Consider the following 15,872-nt stretch of genomic DNA (forward strand, 5'->3'; position numbering starts at 1 on the left):
ATTGGTTAAATTCTAACCTAGTTTAGTTTGAACTTAGTTTAAAGCGTTTCTTTAGCGATATACGCAAACGCTTCACGCAAATCTAAACTACCTTCATAAAACGCTTTTCCTACGATGACACCAGCAACCTTTTGGCTCTGTTTCAACGCTATAATATCGTCCAAATTCTTTAATCCTCCACTTGCAATCGTGGCAATACCTGAAGCTTCTGCAATTGAAAGTGTAAACTCAAGATTTACGCCACTGAGCATTCCATCACGTCCTACATCGGTGCAGATGATGGCTTCCACGCCAACATCTGCAAAAGCGCGTGCAAGGTCTGTTGCTTTCATGGTGGATTTTTCAGCCCAACCTTCTACCGCGACATAACCATCAATGGCATCAATACCCACTACGACACGATATTTTTGAGCCATCTCTTTCACAAAAGCAGGATTTTTCAAAGCAATGGAGCCTAAAATAACGCGATCAATGCCTAAATCCACATAACGACGAATTGTCTCTTCGTCTCGAATACCGCCACCCAGTTCTAATTTCAAATGACAGTTTTGACGAATTTTTTCAATCTGCTCAAGGTTTTTAGGCTCGCCCGCAAAAGCACCGTTTAAATCCACCAAATGCACCCATTTTGAGCCCATTTCTTCAAAGACTTTGGCCACTTCCCAAGGCTCATTGGAATAAATTTTAGCACTTTCCATCAGCCCTTTGGTTAGGCGAACGGCTTTGCCATCTTTCAGATCAATCGCTGGTAAAATATTCATTACAACTCCACAAAATTCTTTAAAATTGCCAATCCATTGGCATGTGATTTCTCAGGATGAGGCTGAAAACCAAACACATTCTTTTTTTGAACGGCACTGGGAAAATCATACCCATAGGTTGTTGTACCAATGGTGTATTGATCATCACAACACGCATGAAAACTGTGCACAAAATAGAGGTAAAATGACTCTGGCATCCCTTTAAACAGAGGCGTCTCTTTTTTTACATGTAATTGATTCCAGCCCATATGAGGTACTTTAAGACGTTGGTCAAAACGAGAGGTATCAAACTTCACAATCTCACCTTCGATCAAACCAAGCCCCTCACACTCGCCAAATTCAACACTGCTTTCAAACAGCAGTTGCATTCCAAGGCAAATCCCTAAAAGAGGCTTGCCAGAAGCAGCAAAAGATCTCACGGCTTCATCAAGATTTCGCTCTTTAAGACACATCATTGCATCTTTAAAAGCACCCACTCCCGGTAAAATAATCTTATCAAATTTCGATACAGTCTCTGCATCTTTGACAATCTCAATGGCAACACCAAGCTTTTCAAACGCATTGGTGACACTCCTGAGGTTTCCCATATTGTAATCAATCAATCCTATCATGAATCTCTCTTTTGAGGTATGGATTTAAGGTAAAATGCGAGTCCAAAGAGGAGCATTGTCACACCTCCAATCAGATAGACCGCATACACAATGTGTGCCGCATCGATAATCGCAAATTTAAAGACGAGCATTAAAGCTTCGATGGCAAGAGCGATGATAATGGAACCTAAAAAGCGTACCATCGTTTTATGCATACCACCACTGTCATCTCGCTCGTTTCGCCCTAACACTTCCTCTTCAAAAATTGTTTTCACCAGATCAAAAATCGCTAAAGAAAGGGTAATTAAAATGGTTGATTCAAACATCGCTTTAATATCAAGAAGATTAAACTCAAGTCCGTGCATAAAAAGACTGCGCATTCCATTAAAGAGCAATAACAGAGCAATCGCTAGTAGCGAGAGTGAAAAAATAGTGTAAATCAGCTGGGATGTTTTTCCAAAAGCAGACTGCAACGATGAAGGGTGCGCAATTTTAAGAATATGCTCTAAAGAGACATCAATACAGGCAATGAATTTAAGGATACCTTGCTCATCGTAAATAGGATACGAAGCGGTGACCGTTAAATCGTTGGTCAAGGTTGAAGGATAAGGATCACTTAACACACAGCGTTTTTCACGCACTGCACGGTAATAATAGGATTTTCCACTACGATTTTGCCCTAAACCACCTTTACGATGTGGATCATCTGTAATATTATTGATGACTTGATTACCGGATTGGTCAAGTAAATAAAGGGCTTCAAACTCTTCGACTTCATGGACAATTTTATCAAGACTTGCCGTAATGACGTCTAGGTTTGGTTCAGGCATACGATTAGGAATATTGCGTGTAAAAAGATAGCATAAATATGCTCTTGCTCTTGTCCTAACCTCAGCAAACTGCTGAATTTCACGAATAATCATATCAGGCCTTTTCTTTTTTCTTATTTTAGCTAAATTTTGAGTTTATACACTTTAGCATATGCCTCTAGACTAATCGGCTCGAAAAATCGTTCATCATAATTTTCTAATACAAAAAGTTGAATATAGGTCGAATTGAACATTGCTTCATCAAGAATAAGAAATGTGTTATACGCTTGCATATAGATAATGGAGAAAACTCCATCCGCATGGATCATCGTTTGTTCTTTGACAAATTTAAATTCTGGTGTATAGGATGTTTGAATAAAATATTTAATAGGAATATCCTGCGCCCCAAGTTTTAGTACACCTTTTGCTTTATCCAGTACAAGACCACTGCTAAAATCTAGCGTTGTACCATTATCTTTAAAACGATTTGTCTGAAAGAAAAAAGGCTGGCGTACCATTTTCCCACTCATGACATCCAGATTACTAAACTGTGCAACCGTTGGGAAAATACTGAGCATTCGATAAGGCAGATAAAAATAGATTTCACGTGTTTTCGCAGGCATTGAGAGAGGTGTTTGCAAAGCGTCTAAAAAGTCGTTCGCATCATGAAAACCATAGTCCAAGGTCATTTGAGCCGTATTATTGATAATCTTTTTCTGCTCATTTTTAGTTTTTGTCTTATTTTGCTCTGCCACTAAAAATGCTTTTTCTGTATATTCAACTTCAAGTCGCGCCAGCCTTGCCGCACTTTCTTGAGGGTTGGTTAACATAAAGCTCACAGGGAAATTAACATCTCCATCATGTTTTGCTCCGTCTATCAGTGTTTTTGCATCGGTATAGTAACGAATAGGGTATCCATAATCCCACCAGCTCACAATATAATCTTCACGATCTGTTATTTTTCGAAGTGAATCCAGTTGTTCCACTTCTGTTTTATTAAAAACTGTTGGTACGCGATATTCAATGATATGCAAAAGATTGGGATATAAAATCCCTAGGCTTGATAGAATCACAAAGCTTGATTTAACGATGCCTCCAAGCTTTTGATTCACGAACAATTGAGTAATATAAGCACTCCATGTAAAAAGTAGATACGACACACCTAGAGCACAGACAGGAACTGCATAAATCGTAAAGCGAAGTCCTCCCCAAAGTGCCAAAAATCCAAGCCCTAAAAGAGGAAGGCCTAAAAGTATCACAGGGTATTTTTTTGCCATTAAAATATAGCCCACAATCGAAAGTAAAAAAGTAACCGTGTGCCCACTAATGCGTTCTGCAAAGGTTATAAAATCAATTTGGCCGGCTTCTCGAACTGTTTGCATCACCGAAAAAAAGTGTAAAGATAAAATATCTTGGCTTGTTTCTATCGCATCTTTAAAAACATAAAGTTTAAGTCTAAGCCAAATAGGTTCAAGTCCACCACTTAAGAGAAAAAGAGCCCCTGCTGCTGCTAAGAAATACCATACATACTGTTTTAATCTTTCATTTTTAAAACTGATATAAACGCCAATGACAAGTATCAATCGTATGATACTTGGTAATCCCATCATTGCAAAAAGCATAATGGTTAGGAGCTTGAAATGAAATAGATTTTTGCGATCAAAGATTAAAGCATATGCTAAGATTAATCCAAAATAAGAAAATTCTAATGAGTAGCTTTGTGGATACCACCAGCGATAAGCAATAATCTCTAAAGCAGTGATTAAAAGATATTTCTCTTCTTTCGTGCGAAGTGCTAAGATCAAAGACCACAAGAGGAACGTTGGCAATACAATCGTAAGCATGTCCGTATCATAATAACCTACCATCGTTCGATTGTAATAACTTACCGCAATAGAGGCTAGAAGCGCTGCTAAAAAACCAACTTCTATCATTTTCAAATTAGAGGCAATTAAGATAATAGGAATAACAATTAAAGATCCAAGTACAGCTGGCATATAAAATATAATTGTTTCAAAAGAAAAAGGCAGTACCTTCGCTACGACGTAAGTGAGCCATGACGCTGCTTCAGTAATCGGAGAAAGATCATGTTGTTTTGTAAAACCACCTAATAAATCTCTAGCACCTTCAGCCCAGTAATACCCATCATTGGTATTAATCATAAACTGTCCAGCAAACTTAAAACTCTCAAAATCATTAAATTGATAAACCCAAATAAGCCTTATTACAAAACTAAATAAAAAAGCAATAACACTATAAATAATACTCTTTTGAAAAATACTCAATCTATTCACGGAATCCCTTATGCTTTATTGTGTTTAAACTCAGGAACAATCTCTTGTAATTTACTTATTTTATCTTTACATGTAAAGAGATCTTCAATATCTTTTTGTAACTTACCAATATCATATACCGTTTTATGTGCAACCATAATAGACGCATACATAGTCTTTTTATCGCTCTCGTTAATCAGAAGTTCTTCATATAACTTTTCACCAGGTCTAAGCCCTGTAAATTTGATCGCAATATCTTTTTTCTTTGATAAATCAATCATTTTTTGTGCGAGATCAACAATCTTAACAGGCTCTCCCATATCCAATATAAAAAGCTCGCCACTTTGTCCAATGGCACCCGTTTGGAGTACCAACTCACACGCTTCAGGGATCAACATAAAATAACGTGTCATTTCAGGGTGCGTTACTGTAATCGGGCCACCCTTTTCAATTTGTGCTTTAAACTTTGGTATGACAGAACCACTACTGCCAAGAACATTACCAAAACGAACGGCAACGATCTGCGTCTCTTTTGAATTGATATTTTGAGCATACAATTCACAAATTCGCTTAGTCGCACCCATGACATTGGTTGGACGGACTGCCTTATCAGTTGAAATTAATATAAATTGTTTAACACCGTATTTAATAGAGAGGTCAATGCAAATTTTCGTCCCTAAAATATTATTTAAAATACCCTCTTCCACATTTGCTTCCACAAGAGGGACATGTTTGTAAGCAGCCGCATGAATGACTATTTCTGGCATATAGGTTAAAAATGTTTTATCCATCAAAGATTCATTCAAAACACTTTGCATAATGGGCACAAGTTTATCGCTTTGCAACTCTTCAATCAGTTGATACAGATTAAATTCACTGTGATCAATTAAAATCAGTTTTTTTGCATTGTATTTAAGACATTGTCGAACTATCTCGCTCCCAATACTTCCACCAGCTCCCGTTATCATAATTGTTTTATCATTGATAAACTGAGAAATTTTAACTTTATCAAGATCTTTAGGGTGCCTTGCTAAAAGATCTTCAACCGTAATTTCTTTGAGTTGATTGGATAAAAAGGTATCTGATAAAATCGTATCTAAGGAAGGTAAGATTTTAATCTCATGAAAATAAGGTCTAAGTTCTTCATAAATTGCATTAATGCTTTTAGGTGATGCGGAGGGCATTGCAATTAAAAGTAGGTCATATTTCGCCTCACCAAGTTTCTCTTTTAACCCATCTTTGGAAATAATTCGAACACTATCAATGCTGCGCTTTTGAAGTCGTTTGTCATCGTCTACAAAATAACGAATTTGATAGACGCTATCACGGTACTCTTCTTCAAGCTTCAATCCAGATTTTCCAGCACCATAAATCACCAACGTTTTATCTTTATCTATACGACTATGATTAACCCAAAAATAGTAGAGATACATAACAAATGTGATTGAGAAAAGATACAAAAAAAGTTCGGATAACATCAACGATAAACGAATATACGTATATAAAATACTGGCGCATAAACACAAAAAGCAGAGATATAAACTACACTTTTAAGTAAAAATGTTTTTTGCGTTACTTTTGACCAAGAGAGAGACGAATCTTTAAAAAGAAAAATAGAGGCAAGAATACGAACAAAAATAACAACACCAATAACTTCGAATTGAACCTCATTGTGAAATATCCAAAACGTCCATAAAAAGGTTATGCATGTTAGGAAAACAATGACTAAAATATTTAAAATCCGTTTATCGAGTGCTAAAAGCATTATTCAAACTTCTTTCGTTTGTCCACAATTTTCATAGCACCATAAAGCACTAAAACTGCTACCATTAAATACCCCATTACGTTACGTGGTTGAATGAACGCACTATATCCTAAAATCAATAAAACAAGATTAATTCCAAGTGCAAAAAAGACAACGCGATCATGCAAAATTCCACTTTGCACCAAACGCTGATATGCATGTTTGCGGTGTGCCTGCGAGAGCTTCTCATGATTTTGGTAACGTCTTAGCAGTGTTAAAGTTGCATCAAACCAAAAAAGTCCAAAAAGGATAATCCAAATAAAAATAGAAAAACCACTATTTTGATAATAAAGGGCAAAGATAGCAACCGTATAGCCCAAAAGTGTACTGCCAACATCACCCATAAAAATTTTGGCCTTATGCCAGTTCCACACTAAAAATCCAGCGACGGAAGCTACTAAAATTAAGAAATGATCCCCTCCGAACAAGAGCCATCCTGCGATGGCTAAAAAAATCGCTTCACTTCCAGCATAACCATCAATACCATCCAAAAAATTATAGAGGTTAATAAACCACATGATTCCAAAAAAAGCTAAAGCATTGCTAATAAATGGGTTTTCAATCACCCAAAATCCAAAATCAATTCGCTCAAGTCCACCAAGTGCATAAAGCCCTGCAACGCTAACAACCGCTTGCACCAAAAGCCTTAATTTTGGCGATAATTCATACAGGTCATCAAAATAACTTACAACCGAGAGCAAACTTCCACACATCAGCGCGTAAAATAAAGAAGGCTCAATTGCTTTACATGTAAAAAGATAAATAAGCCCTAAGAACCATGTCACCGCAATCGCAATGCCTCCACCATGCGGTGTTGGTGTCGTATGAGAGCTGCGCTCATTGACTGTGGCAAGTAATGATTTTTTTAGTGCAAAAGATCGAATAAGGTAGGTAAAAAAAAGTGAAACCACAAAGATAAAAAGATAGGTCATTGCACAGTACCTTGAACCATCAATGCTATACCTTCCTGCGTTGAATAGGGGTTTTTAAAATGTAAACTCTCTTTTGTCTTGCTGTTATTTACGGTTAAACTCTCAAATAATCTTTTGTAAAAAGAGGGTTTGAGCCATTTTAGCAATGTCGCAAACAAAGGTGGTTTAATTAAAAGAAGTTTTCTCTTTTTAGCTTTAGCCAGTAGCATGATTAATTCCGTAGTTGAGAGAGATACATCGTCACCGGCTAAAAAGATACCGCTTTTGCGTTGATCTATAATCGTCTCAAGTAATGCACATAAATTCCCAATAAAAACAAAACTCCGTTTATTATCAATACCACCTAGAGGCAAGAGCGGCATTGTGTCAATCAGTTTCATCAGATTTTGCATATTTGCTTTAACGCCACTACCATAAACAATAGGTGTACGAATAATAGAAACAACAAAATTTTCATCAGCTAATTTTTGGAGCTCTTGTTCAGCTTTCAATTTAGTTCTACCATAAGCATCTTCAGGGAAACATGGGCTTGTTTCGGTATACGCGATAGCACTCTCTTCACCATACACTTTAACCGTACTCATAAAAATAAACTGTTTAACACCATTCTCTTTTGCTTTATGCGCTAACTGTAACGCCTGATCAACATTGACTTTCTCATAAGCCTCATCACTTGCTCCACCCATTTGATGCACTAATGCGGAGAGATGAATCACTGTCTCTACATTTTTTACATGTAAAGTTTCCACATCATCATTGACAAAAGAAAAAGGCTGAATAGCATATTTATGAGCATACTGCTTTTGAAAGTAACTTCCAATAAAACCACGAGCTCCTGTTAAGATAAGATTCATTTTTGACCACCGAAAATACTTATCAAAAGGCATGCAAAGAAAAATAAATATTTATCCTTAGGCTTCCTTCGGCACTTTTGTGCATGCCAAGCAAGCTTAAAAAAACCAATTTTATCTAAAGACGACCATTCCTTAACGAACGGTTGTTCGCTCATGCCTATAATAATAGCAATTGTTTTCGCTTGAACAATCGCACCACCAAATAAAATTTTTTTCAATCGATACAAAAAAGCTTTCAACCCTTGATTAACTCCAACTTGATTGTTTGTATGTTGACGATACCGCATACTTGGCTTTTCATCAATGACCCAACGAAAACCATTGGCTCTTGCGTACGCATAGCAAAACCAATCATGCAACCATACAGTATTAACCAAATCCCATTTTTGACAAATACACTGCTTGATTTGTACGGCTAAAATCTGTGTTAAAACATAGGTACATCCAGGACCTGCTGCTTCAAACAAATAGTCATACTGACATTGTGGCTGAGACTTGACAATCAACTTTTCACGTCCATCTTCCCAAAAAGCTAAGACATTGCTAGAATATCCATCAGATTTTGTTTCATGTAATTTTTGGATTGCGCGACTTAACTTATCTTGGTGCCAAATATCATCCTGATCTGCAAAAGCAATAAAATCATACGGCGTAAAATCAACATCACGAATAAGACGAAAGAAATTTTTTGCTGCACCCCCAAAACGACCTACATCCTCTAATATCATTATTTGAGAGTTATCAAGATAAGACGCTTCTATCCATTCTCGTGTTCCATCACGTGATGTATCAATGCTAATAAAAATCGTTACCTTAACATCTTCTTGATTTAGAATACTGTCAATTTGCTCTTTTATATATTGTTTACCATTATAAGCTGCTAATAAAATAGCTATTTTATTTTGCTTTATCATCGTGCTATAAGCTGCCTAATCCAACGTAAAACAATATATACCACCATAATGCCTCTAAAACTAATTTTCTGAAAGATTGAATACTTAGATTTTTCACTTGTTTGGGAAGCATTTGTAGCATGACGTCTATAGTACATCAATTTATCATCAGCAAAAACAACTGAACCAAAAATTTCAGCAATCAAGCCAATCCACCAATCATGCATAGGAATATTCTTTGGTATAGGCATGGCTCTCTCATATATTTTGCGATTAAATGCCATAGCACATCCAATATAGGAATTATGCACAAGATTATTTAAAAACCCTCTTTTAGAATGATTGAGCTTATAAAAAGAGTCCTTTAAAAGATGCTTAACTTCATCAACGATCATTGCATCACTCATCACCAAATCATATTTTTGAAGCAAAGAAATGATCGTTGCGATCTTATGAGGTAACCATACATCATCTTGATCACATAATGTAATATACTCAGACGATGAAAACTGCATCAAATATGCAAAATTATTTTTTGCTTCACCCGTATAAATATCATCATCAATCAATATAATCTTCTCCGGATACCTTAACATATATTGTTTTATAATATATACAGTATTGTCGCTTGAGCCATCATCATGAATAATTAATTTCCAATCTTTATAAGTCTGATTTACAATAGAATCGAATTGTTCAGAAAGATATTTCCCTCCATTATACGTGGCCATTAATATATCTATTGTAGAACTACTTGGAGCAATATTTGCCATATTTTCCCCTAAGAAAATCTCTAATTCCTTCTAATGTAGCTTTATTTTTAGCAATTTTATCTTTTTCAAGAACTATAATCTTAATCCATTCGAAGATAATCCATTTTATGATTTTAAGCCCAAATAATGGAAACTCCCAAAAATATTTCTGTAAAAGATAGAGCCGATTTCGTGTTATGTAATATCTTCTTATAGGGCTATGATTAGAATAGCGAATAGATTTAAACCCTAACTTGATCTCTCTAAGATCACCTAAGCAATGTTCCAATAGTGCAAATTCGCACAACAATATTTTGTAATGATTATGACGCAATCTTAAACAATATTCTTGGTCTACGGCATCAATAAACAATTCATTAATAAACTCGCCTATCTTTTGATAAATATGTAGATTTAGCAAATTCCCAGAAGTCATTACATCAAAGATTTCAGATACTTTTTGAATTTGGACGGGCTTATTTATAGAATGTTCCAGTACATGTACGGGAGACACTATTCCTATAGAAGTAATATCGCAGTGTAAAGTACATTGAATTAAATTTTCTAAATTATTACCTTCAAATCTACTGTCTTGATCCATAGTCAAAAGCCAAGAAGCACCGTCTTTAATGGCTAATTTGGCCCCAACATTCAAAGCATGTGCTATACCTTGGTTTCCATTATTATTAATGTAGACTAAATTTTTAAATTGCACGAAGCTATTAACTAATTGTCTATTAATAACATCTGAATTATCAACAACGTAAAGCTTAATAACATTATTAATGTAACTTTGAATATTTTTTATTATTGTTAAATTTGGATTATATAAGACTACGATTGCAGAAATATGATTCATCTTATTGATTCCTTTTTTAAAATTGCCAAAAGATTAAAATTATACACTTTACGTAGAAGTATAAAGATAGTTGTATTACCTAAAAGAATTGAGTTGTAATTAATCACTTTTAGTTCCGATATTGAATATCTGATCAAAAGAAGTTAGGAACATAATTCTATACACTTTTTATTATTCTTGCTGGATTTCCACCAACAATACTATTTGCTGGAATATCTTTTGTGACAACAGCATTTGCTCCAATAATTGTGTTTTTACCTATCCGTACATTTGGCATAATAGCCACACCTTCTCCGATCCAGACATTATCTTCGATTATTACTGGACCTTTCGAAGTAATTTTTCTCAAATTTGGTGGTAATTTTAAGGATTCGATAGTTGTTTTGCCATGAAAATGATCTATTATCAATACTTTACTAGCTATCAAAACATTATTTCCTATCAAAATTTTGTTTACGCATCCTATGTGACAATCGTAGTTTATGCTTACATTATTACAAATAATGAGTTCTGGTATATTAAAACCATCCAAAGGCTTTGAGTAAGCTTCTAGCCTCAATCTTGAACAAGCATTAAAATTATTTCCAATTGATATATACTCTAAGCCATGAGATGTTATAGGAAACATTATTCTAGGATTTTTACCACATTGTGCTAATTGCTTAATAATATATTGAGTAGTCACATTTGTTATAACAAATAATATTGCTCGTATGATATTTTTATGTATAAAAAATACTATGACTTTTAAAATAATAATAATAATATTTTTAATAAATTGTTGCATTTTATCTTTTCCAGATTGTAATAATTTTATTTTTTTTGTCTTTTTTTAGAAATAGAATATATTGAATTACTATCATTTTACAAACTATTTTGGGCATAACACTAATAATATAAATCAAATAAATAGGATAATCAATAGTCATTCCAAAAAAAAATTTATATTTTTTTAAAATTTCAATATTCAATAAACCAAGGATTCTTAACATAACTAAATTTTTCAATGTAAATAAACCAGATATCTTTCCAAAATCCATTATACATTTCATCTTATGTTGTAATTTGTATGATGGAGGAAGGGACATCACAAAATTTGTCCAACTATCGCATGCTATATCGTAGACTTTACTTGTCTCACTCCAATTTGTTTTCTTTAAGAGTGGATGTTCTAATCCTTCAACAGATTCACTTTTTATCCAAAATACTGAGAATTTTTTATTATCTGCAATATCTTCAAAGATTATCCCAATTTGTATAAAATAACTATTATAATATCTTGAAAAATTGGCTCTTTTAATCAGTTCTTTATTGTAAACTAAACAACTTAGGCAAGTCATTAATGCACCTAACTCATTAAGCAATAAATTACTTTCTTGGTAGTTTTTTGTTTCTATATTAATTTTATTAGCTAAATTAAATACTAATGCATCATATTTTTTGTCTTTTGTTTGTTCTAAAAGATACTTGATTCCATTTTTAGGAATTTGATAAGTATCTCCTAACAACCAAATATATTCAGTATCTGGCAATTTTAGTCCAATTTCAAAATTTCTATCAGGCCCTACATTAGATGCATTTTGGTGATACTTTAATAACGGGTATTCCTTCATCCATTTTTCGACAACTATTTTAGTTAAATCTGTCGATGCATTATCAGAAATAAAAATTTGTATATTGTATTCTCTTGCTAATGGAATATGAAATTTAAGGCAATAATCAAGAAAATCAACACGATTGTATGTTGGAATCACAATAGACAAGAGACTATTATATATCAATTTTTTCCACCTCTATATTTTCTAAAAATTATTAATACCCAAGGAATACCCCATATATAACTACTCAAGAATCCTAAGAAAAAATACTCAAACGGCAAATACATTGCAACAAGTAAAGTGGTTATAACTATATATGCGCCTGTCACAAATGATAGAAGCATCAATGGCTCTTCTTTATGAGCTCGCATATACATAGCATACCCATTTATGATGATTTGAAATAGCCATCCTAAAGTTATGATACTGAGTGAAAAAGGACTGACCAGCCTATTTGCAAATGGTAATATATCTTTTAAAAACAGCACAATAATAAATAGTGTACCTATTCCTAAAATATATGAAATACCTGCTAAAATGAGATGTTTTGTAAAAATAGGATCTAGCGTATTATAATCCTTATGCGCTACATACATATTTATTTTAGGTATTATTACTGTCATCCATATGTTTGATATGCCGAAGATTGCAGTACATATAGCAATACTAAATCCAATTTTTCCTGCTTCGACCACTCCATAATAATGAAATGCAATCGGGGTAAAAGCAAATAAAATAAAATAGCCACTTATCCAACTTACAGCATATTTTCCCAGAAGAGGTAAAATATCTTGTTTCCAATCATGTGTGATATTGTTACTTAACATAAAACATTGTTTTAGCATATATTTATATCTAGAAAAAATAATTATTGTACCGCTTACTGTTCCTATTACTAAAGAGATTGCTAAAGCATATAGTTCTGAGCCAAGAATAAGAAGTATTACTGTAGAAATAAATGTTACAAGAGAGATAAAAAAACGAATTTTTTGAACCTCTCCAACGCTGTTACACCCTTCAATAAAAGAAAGCAACATACTATTGACAAAAATAAATACCGAAGCTAACCCATATATCGCCCATGGTAAAATCCAATGTATTTCTGTTTGTTTTGCATTGAGTATTATAAATCCAACTATCAAAATGATTGGAAAAGCTATAAGCCCAATACCCCCAGACCATTTCATGGCAAATTGTAATAATGTAGCCAACCTCTCTAAATGCATTTGATCACCTGACAATGTATTGTCGGATTCAAATTTCAAATGTGCAAATTCATGAGCAGAAAATTGAAGCAATATCGTCGAAAACCCCATATCAGCAAAAATTGCTAATGCAGCTAAACTAACAAATGTATACCAGTACCCTTGTGTCTCGGCACTCAAGTATAATGGTATTAGTATAAGCATTAAAGGGCCAGAAAACAATCGCCATACCTGATTTATAGCAGTATGTCGAAAATCATAGCTTAGGAAAGTTTTTTTCATCAATTAGTTTGGCTTCTAATAAAATATACTATTTTTTCAATCATATACCCAATTGCATCATCGCTCATACCAGGGTATAAACCAATCCAAAAACTATCACTCATGATTTTGTCTGTATTGGGAAGTAAACCTATTACTCTATAATCTTTATCTTTTTCAAGTGACTCAAATAGAGGATGTCGTAGCATATTGCCCGCAAAAAGATTACGCGTTTGGATGTTGTTATTTTCAAGGTATTCGACCAGTTCATTGCGTGAAAATTTCACATTATCTTTTATGGTCATCATAAAGCCAAACCAACTTGGATCGCTCTGCGGTTGTGCTTCTACCAAGATTAATTCTGGAACATCTTTGAATCCATTATAAAGTTTTTTAAAATTCACTTTTCTTTTTTCAACGAAACTTGGAAATTTCTCCAGTTGTGCGCATCCAACAGCAGCTTGCATATCGGACACTTTGAGGTTAAAACCAAAATGGCTATAGACATATTTATGGTCATACCCTTTAGGAAGGCTTCCAAACTGTTGCGTAAAGCGACATCCACAGGTATTATCCACACCACTCTCGCACCAACAGTCTCTTCCCCAATCACGCATGGAAAGCATAATCTTTTTAAGAAGAGGATTGTCTGTGTATGTTGCTCCGCCCTCACCCATTGTCATGTGATGTGGTGGGTAAAAACTACTCGTTCCTATATCGCCCCATGTTCCTGTTGGCTTACCTTCATACGTTGAGCCAAGCGCATCACAATTGTCTTCAATGAGCCATAAATTGTGTTTATCGCAAAACGCTTTCACAACCTTAATGTTAAAAGGATTTCCTAACGTGTGGGCTATCATCACCGCTTTTGTTTTGGAACTCAGTGCTTGTTCTAACTGCGTCACGTCAATGTTAAAGTGTGTCAGTTCCATATCAACAAACACTGGCACGGCACCGTATTGAACAATAGGTGCTACGGTTGTTGGAAAGCCAGCGGCGACCGTGATAACTTCATCGCCACGTTTGACTTGCCGCTCTTTTAGAAGTGGTGAAGTAAGTGCATAAAAAGCCAACAAATTGGCAGAACTGCCACTATTGACCAAGAATGCCCATCTTACATGTAAAAACTTTGCTAACTCTTTTTCAAATTTTTTAGAATAATCCCCATAGGTCAACCAAAAATCAAGCGAACTATCGACAAGGTTCATCATCTCTTTTTCATCAAAGACACGCCCTGCATAATTAACGCGACTCTCTCCCGCAACAAACGGTCTCGTTTGATTTTTTTTATGAACGAGTTCATAATATTGTTTTGTTTTTTCTAAAATCTCTTGCTTGAGTTGTTCTTCTTTGCTCATTATTTGCCTTTCCACATTGTATCTATTGCTTTTAGATACGGATCTTCTTTTATGGTTTGTATATCTAATTTATCTAAATTTTCTTGAAAATAACATCTCATCTTTGCTATCGCATTTTTGTGCGATGTGAACTGAAAATCGCCAAACTCTTTTAAAAGACGCTCATTATTGGACGTGTATTCGTTATTAAGCCCTTCATGAATGACTCTTATATCGGAATAAAAATCACCGACTTCATTCACTAAATTTGCTAATGTAATTAAATCTACTTTTGTGCCTGTCGTGACGTTATAGATTTTCTCTTTAGTATCGTTATAGATAAAAAAGTCGATTATTTTAACCAAATCATCACTGTAAATATAGTCAAAATAGACATTCTTATTGATCGTTATAGGCAAATGCAATAAGTTTTTAACAATGGCATTTGAAATAAACTTATAGCGATAGTTTTCATACTCACCGTATGCTCCAAAAATCCGTAACTGTACAATGTTCTCAGACTTCTCAATAAAATGCGATGTAATGGATTTATAAAATCCATATTCATCTAAGGGCAACGCTTGTAAATAATCATCTTCTTTTGCTTCGATAATGGGCTTTTGCTTACTATACTCGGCACCACTCCCCAAAAGAGATGATTTTCTTTACATTTTTTTCGTGTTTAGCGATATTGAAAAAAATACGTAAATTGTACTCTGTCACATTTTTCATATCAGCAGTATCGCGGCCTCCACCACGATTGGCAGTATGGACAATCACATCAATTTTATTTTTCTAAAATATATCTATCAACTGCTTTTTCATCACTTAAATCAAGCTCTTTACTAGATGGTATAAAAAGTGTGTCATGATGATGCCCGAGAAGATACTCTTTTAGATGAGAGCCAATAAAGCCGCTAGAACCTGTAATGAAAATATTCATA

The 15,872-nt window shown here is 34.4% G+C and carries 15 protein-coding genes and 1 pseudogene; all 16 read right to left on the minus strand.

Annotated elements, in window-relative coordinates:
• Nucleotides 1-38 precede the first annotated feature (38 nt).
• A complete protein-coding gene (gene hisA / locus FA584_RS10550) occupies nucleotides 39-761 on the minus strand; it encodes a 1-(5-phosphoribosyl)-5-[(5-phosphoribosylamino)methylideneamino]imidazole-4-carboxamide isomerase (protein ID WP_167749429.1) in 723 nt (240 codons plus the stop codon).
• A complete protein-coding gene (hisH, locus tag FA584_RS10555; RefSeq protein WP_167749430.1) occupies nucleotides 761-1,372 on the minus strand; it encodes an imidazole glycerol phosphate synthase subunit HisH in 612 nt (203 codons plus the stop codon). The genes hisA and hisH overlap by 1 nt, the downstream gene beginning before the upstream one ends.
• Nucleotides 1,369-2,274: a PDC sensor domain-containing protein gene (locus FA584_RS10560; RefSeq protein ID WP_087439197.1), complete on the minus strand. Its 906-nt coding sequence runs from the start codon at nucleotides 2,272-2,274 to the stop codon at nucleotides 1,369-1,371. Before FA584_RS10560 ends, hisH begins: the two co-directional genes overlap by 4 nt.
• 29 nt (nucleotides 2,275-2,303) lie before the next feature.
• Nucleotides 2,304-4,454, minus strand: coding sequence for an STT3 domain-containing protein (locus FA584_RS10565; protein WP_167749431.1), 2,151 nt, complete (start codon nucleotides 4,452-4,454; stop codon nucleotides 2,304-2,306).
• Between the two features lie 8 nt (nucleotides 4,455-4,462).
• Nucleotides 4,463-6,198: pseudogene (gene pglF / locus FA584_RS10570) on the minus strand (UDP-N-acetylglucosamine 4,6-dehydratase (configuration-retaining)).
• Nucleotides 6,198-7,169 carry an MraY family glycosyltransferase gene (locus tag FA584_RS10575; RefSeq protein WP_167749432.1) on the minus strand — a complete coding sequence of 324 codons (972 nt, stop codon included), beginning with the start codon at nucleotides 7,167-7,169 and terminating at the stop codon, nucleotides 6,198-6,200. The pseudogene pglF and the gene FA584_RS10575 overlap by 1 nt, the downstream one beginning before the upstream one ends.
• Entirely contained in the window at nucleotides 7,166-8,023 is an 858-nt protein-coding gene (locus FA584_RS10580; RefSeq protein ID WP_167749433.1) for an NAD-dependent epimerase/dehydratase family protein, read from the minus strand. The genes FA584_RS10575 and FA584_RS10580 overlap by 4 nt, the downstream gene beginning before the upstream one ends.
• A complete protein-coding gene (locus FA584_RS10585; RefSeq protein WP_167749434.1) occupies nucleotides 8,020-8,937 on the minus strand; it encodes a glycosyltransferase in 918 nt (305 codons plus the stop codon). Before FA584_RS10585 ends, FA584_RS10580 begins: the two co-directional genes overlap by 4 nt.
• Nucleotides 8,934-9,689, minus strand: a complete 756-nt coding sequence (locus FA584_RS10590; RefSeq protein WP_167749435.1) for a glycosyltransferase family 2 protein — start codon at nucleotides 9,687-9,689, stop codon at nucleotides 8,934-8,936. The genes FA584_RS10585 and FA584_RS10590 overlap by 4 nt, the downstream gene beginning before the upstream one ends.
• Nucleotides 9,667-10,527 carry a glycosyltransferase family 2 protein gene (locus tag FA584_RS10595; protein ID WP_167749436.1) on the minus strand — a complete coding sequence of 287 codons (861 nt, stop codon included), beginning with the start codon at nucleotides 10,525-10,527 and terminating at the stop codon, nucleotides 9,667-9,669. Before FA584_RS10595 ends, FA584_RS10590 begins: the two co-directional genes overlap by 23 nt.
• 157 nt (nucleotides 10,528-10,684) lie before the next feature.
• Nucleotides 10,685-11,314: an acyltransferase gene (locus tag FA584_RS10600; RefSeq protein WP_167749437.1), complete on the minus strand. Its 630-nt coding sequence runs from the start codon at nucleotides 11,312-11,314 to the stop codon at nucleotides 10,685-10,687.
• Between the two features lies 1 nt (nucleotide 11,315).
• A complete protein-coding gene (locus tag FA584_RS10605; protein WP_167749438.1) occupies nucleotides 11,316-12,308 on the minus strand; it encodes a glycosyltransferase family 2 protein in 993 nt (330 codons plus the stop codon).
• Nucleotides 12,305-13,612, minus strand: coding sequence for an MATE family efflux transporter (locus tag FA584_RS10610; protein ID WP_167749439.1), 1,308 nt, complete (start codon nucleotides 13,610-13,612; stop codon nucleotides 12,305-12,307). Before FA584_RS10610 ends, FA584_RS10605 begins: the two co-directional genes overlap by 4 nt.
• Complete coding sequence (gene rfbH, locus FA584_RS10615; protein WP_167749440.1) at nucleotides 13,612-14,949, minus strand: lipopolysaccharide biosynthesis protein RfbH; 1,338 nt, start codon at nucleotides 14,947-14,949, stop codon at nucleotides 13,612-13,614. The genes FA584_RS10610 and rfbH overlap by 1 nt, the downstream gene beginning before the upstream one ends.
• A complete protein-coding gene (locus tag FA584_RS10620) occupies nucleotides 14,949-15,578 on the minus strand; it encodes an NAD-dependent epimerase/dehydratase family protein (protein ID WP_228448563.1) in 630 nt (209 codons plus the stop codon). Before FA584_RS10620 ends, rfbH begins: the two co-directional genes overlap by 1 nt.
• Nucleotides 15,579-15,715: 137 nt before the next feature.
• Nucleotides 15,716-15,871 carry an NAD-dependent epimerase/dehydratase family protein gene (locus tag FA584_RS14530; protein WP_228448564.1) on the minus strand — a complete coding sequence of 52 codons (156 nt, stop codon included), beginning with the start codon at nucleotides 15,869-15,871 and terminating at the stop codon, nucleotides 15,716-15,718.
• Nucleotide 15,872: the final 1 nt, after the last annotated feature.

The organism is Sulfurospirillum diekertiae, from assembly GCF_011769985.2.
Taxonomy (GTDB): Bacteria; Campylobacterota; Campylobacteria; order Campylobacterales; family Sulfurospirillaceae; genus Sulfurospirillum; species Sulfurospirillum diekertiae.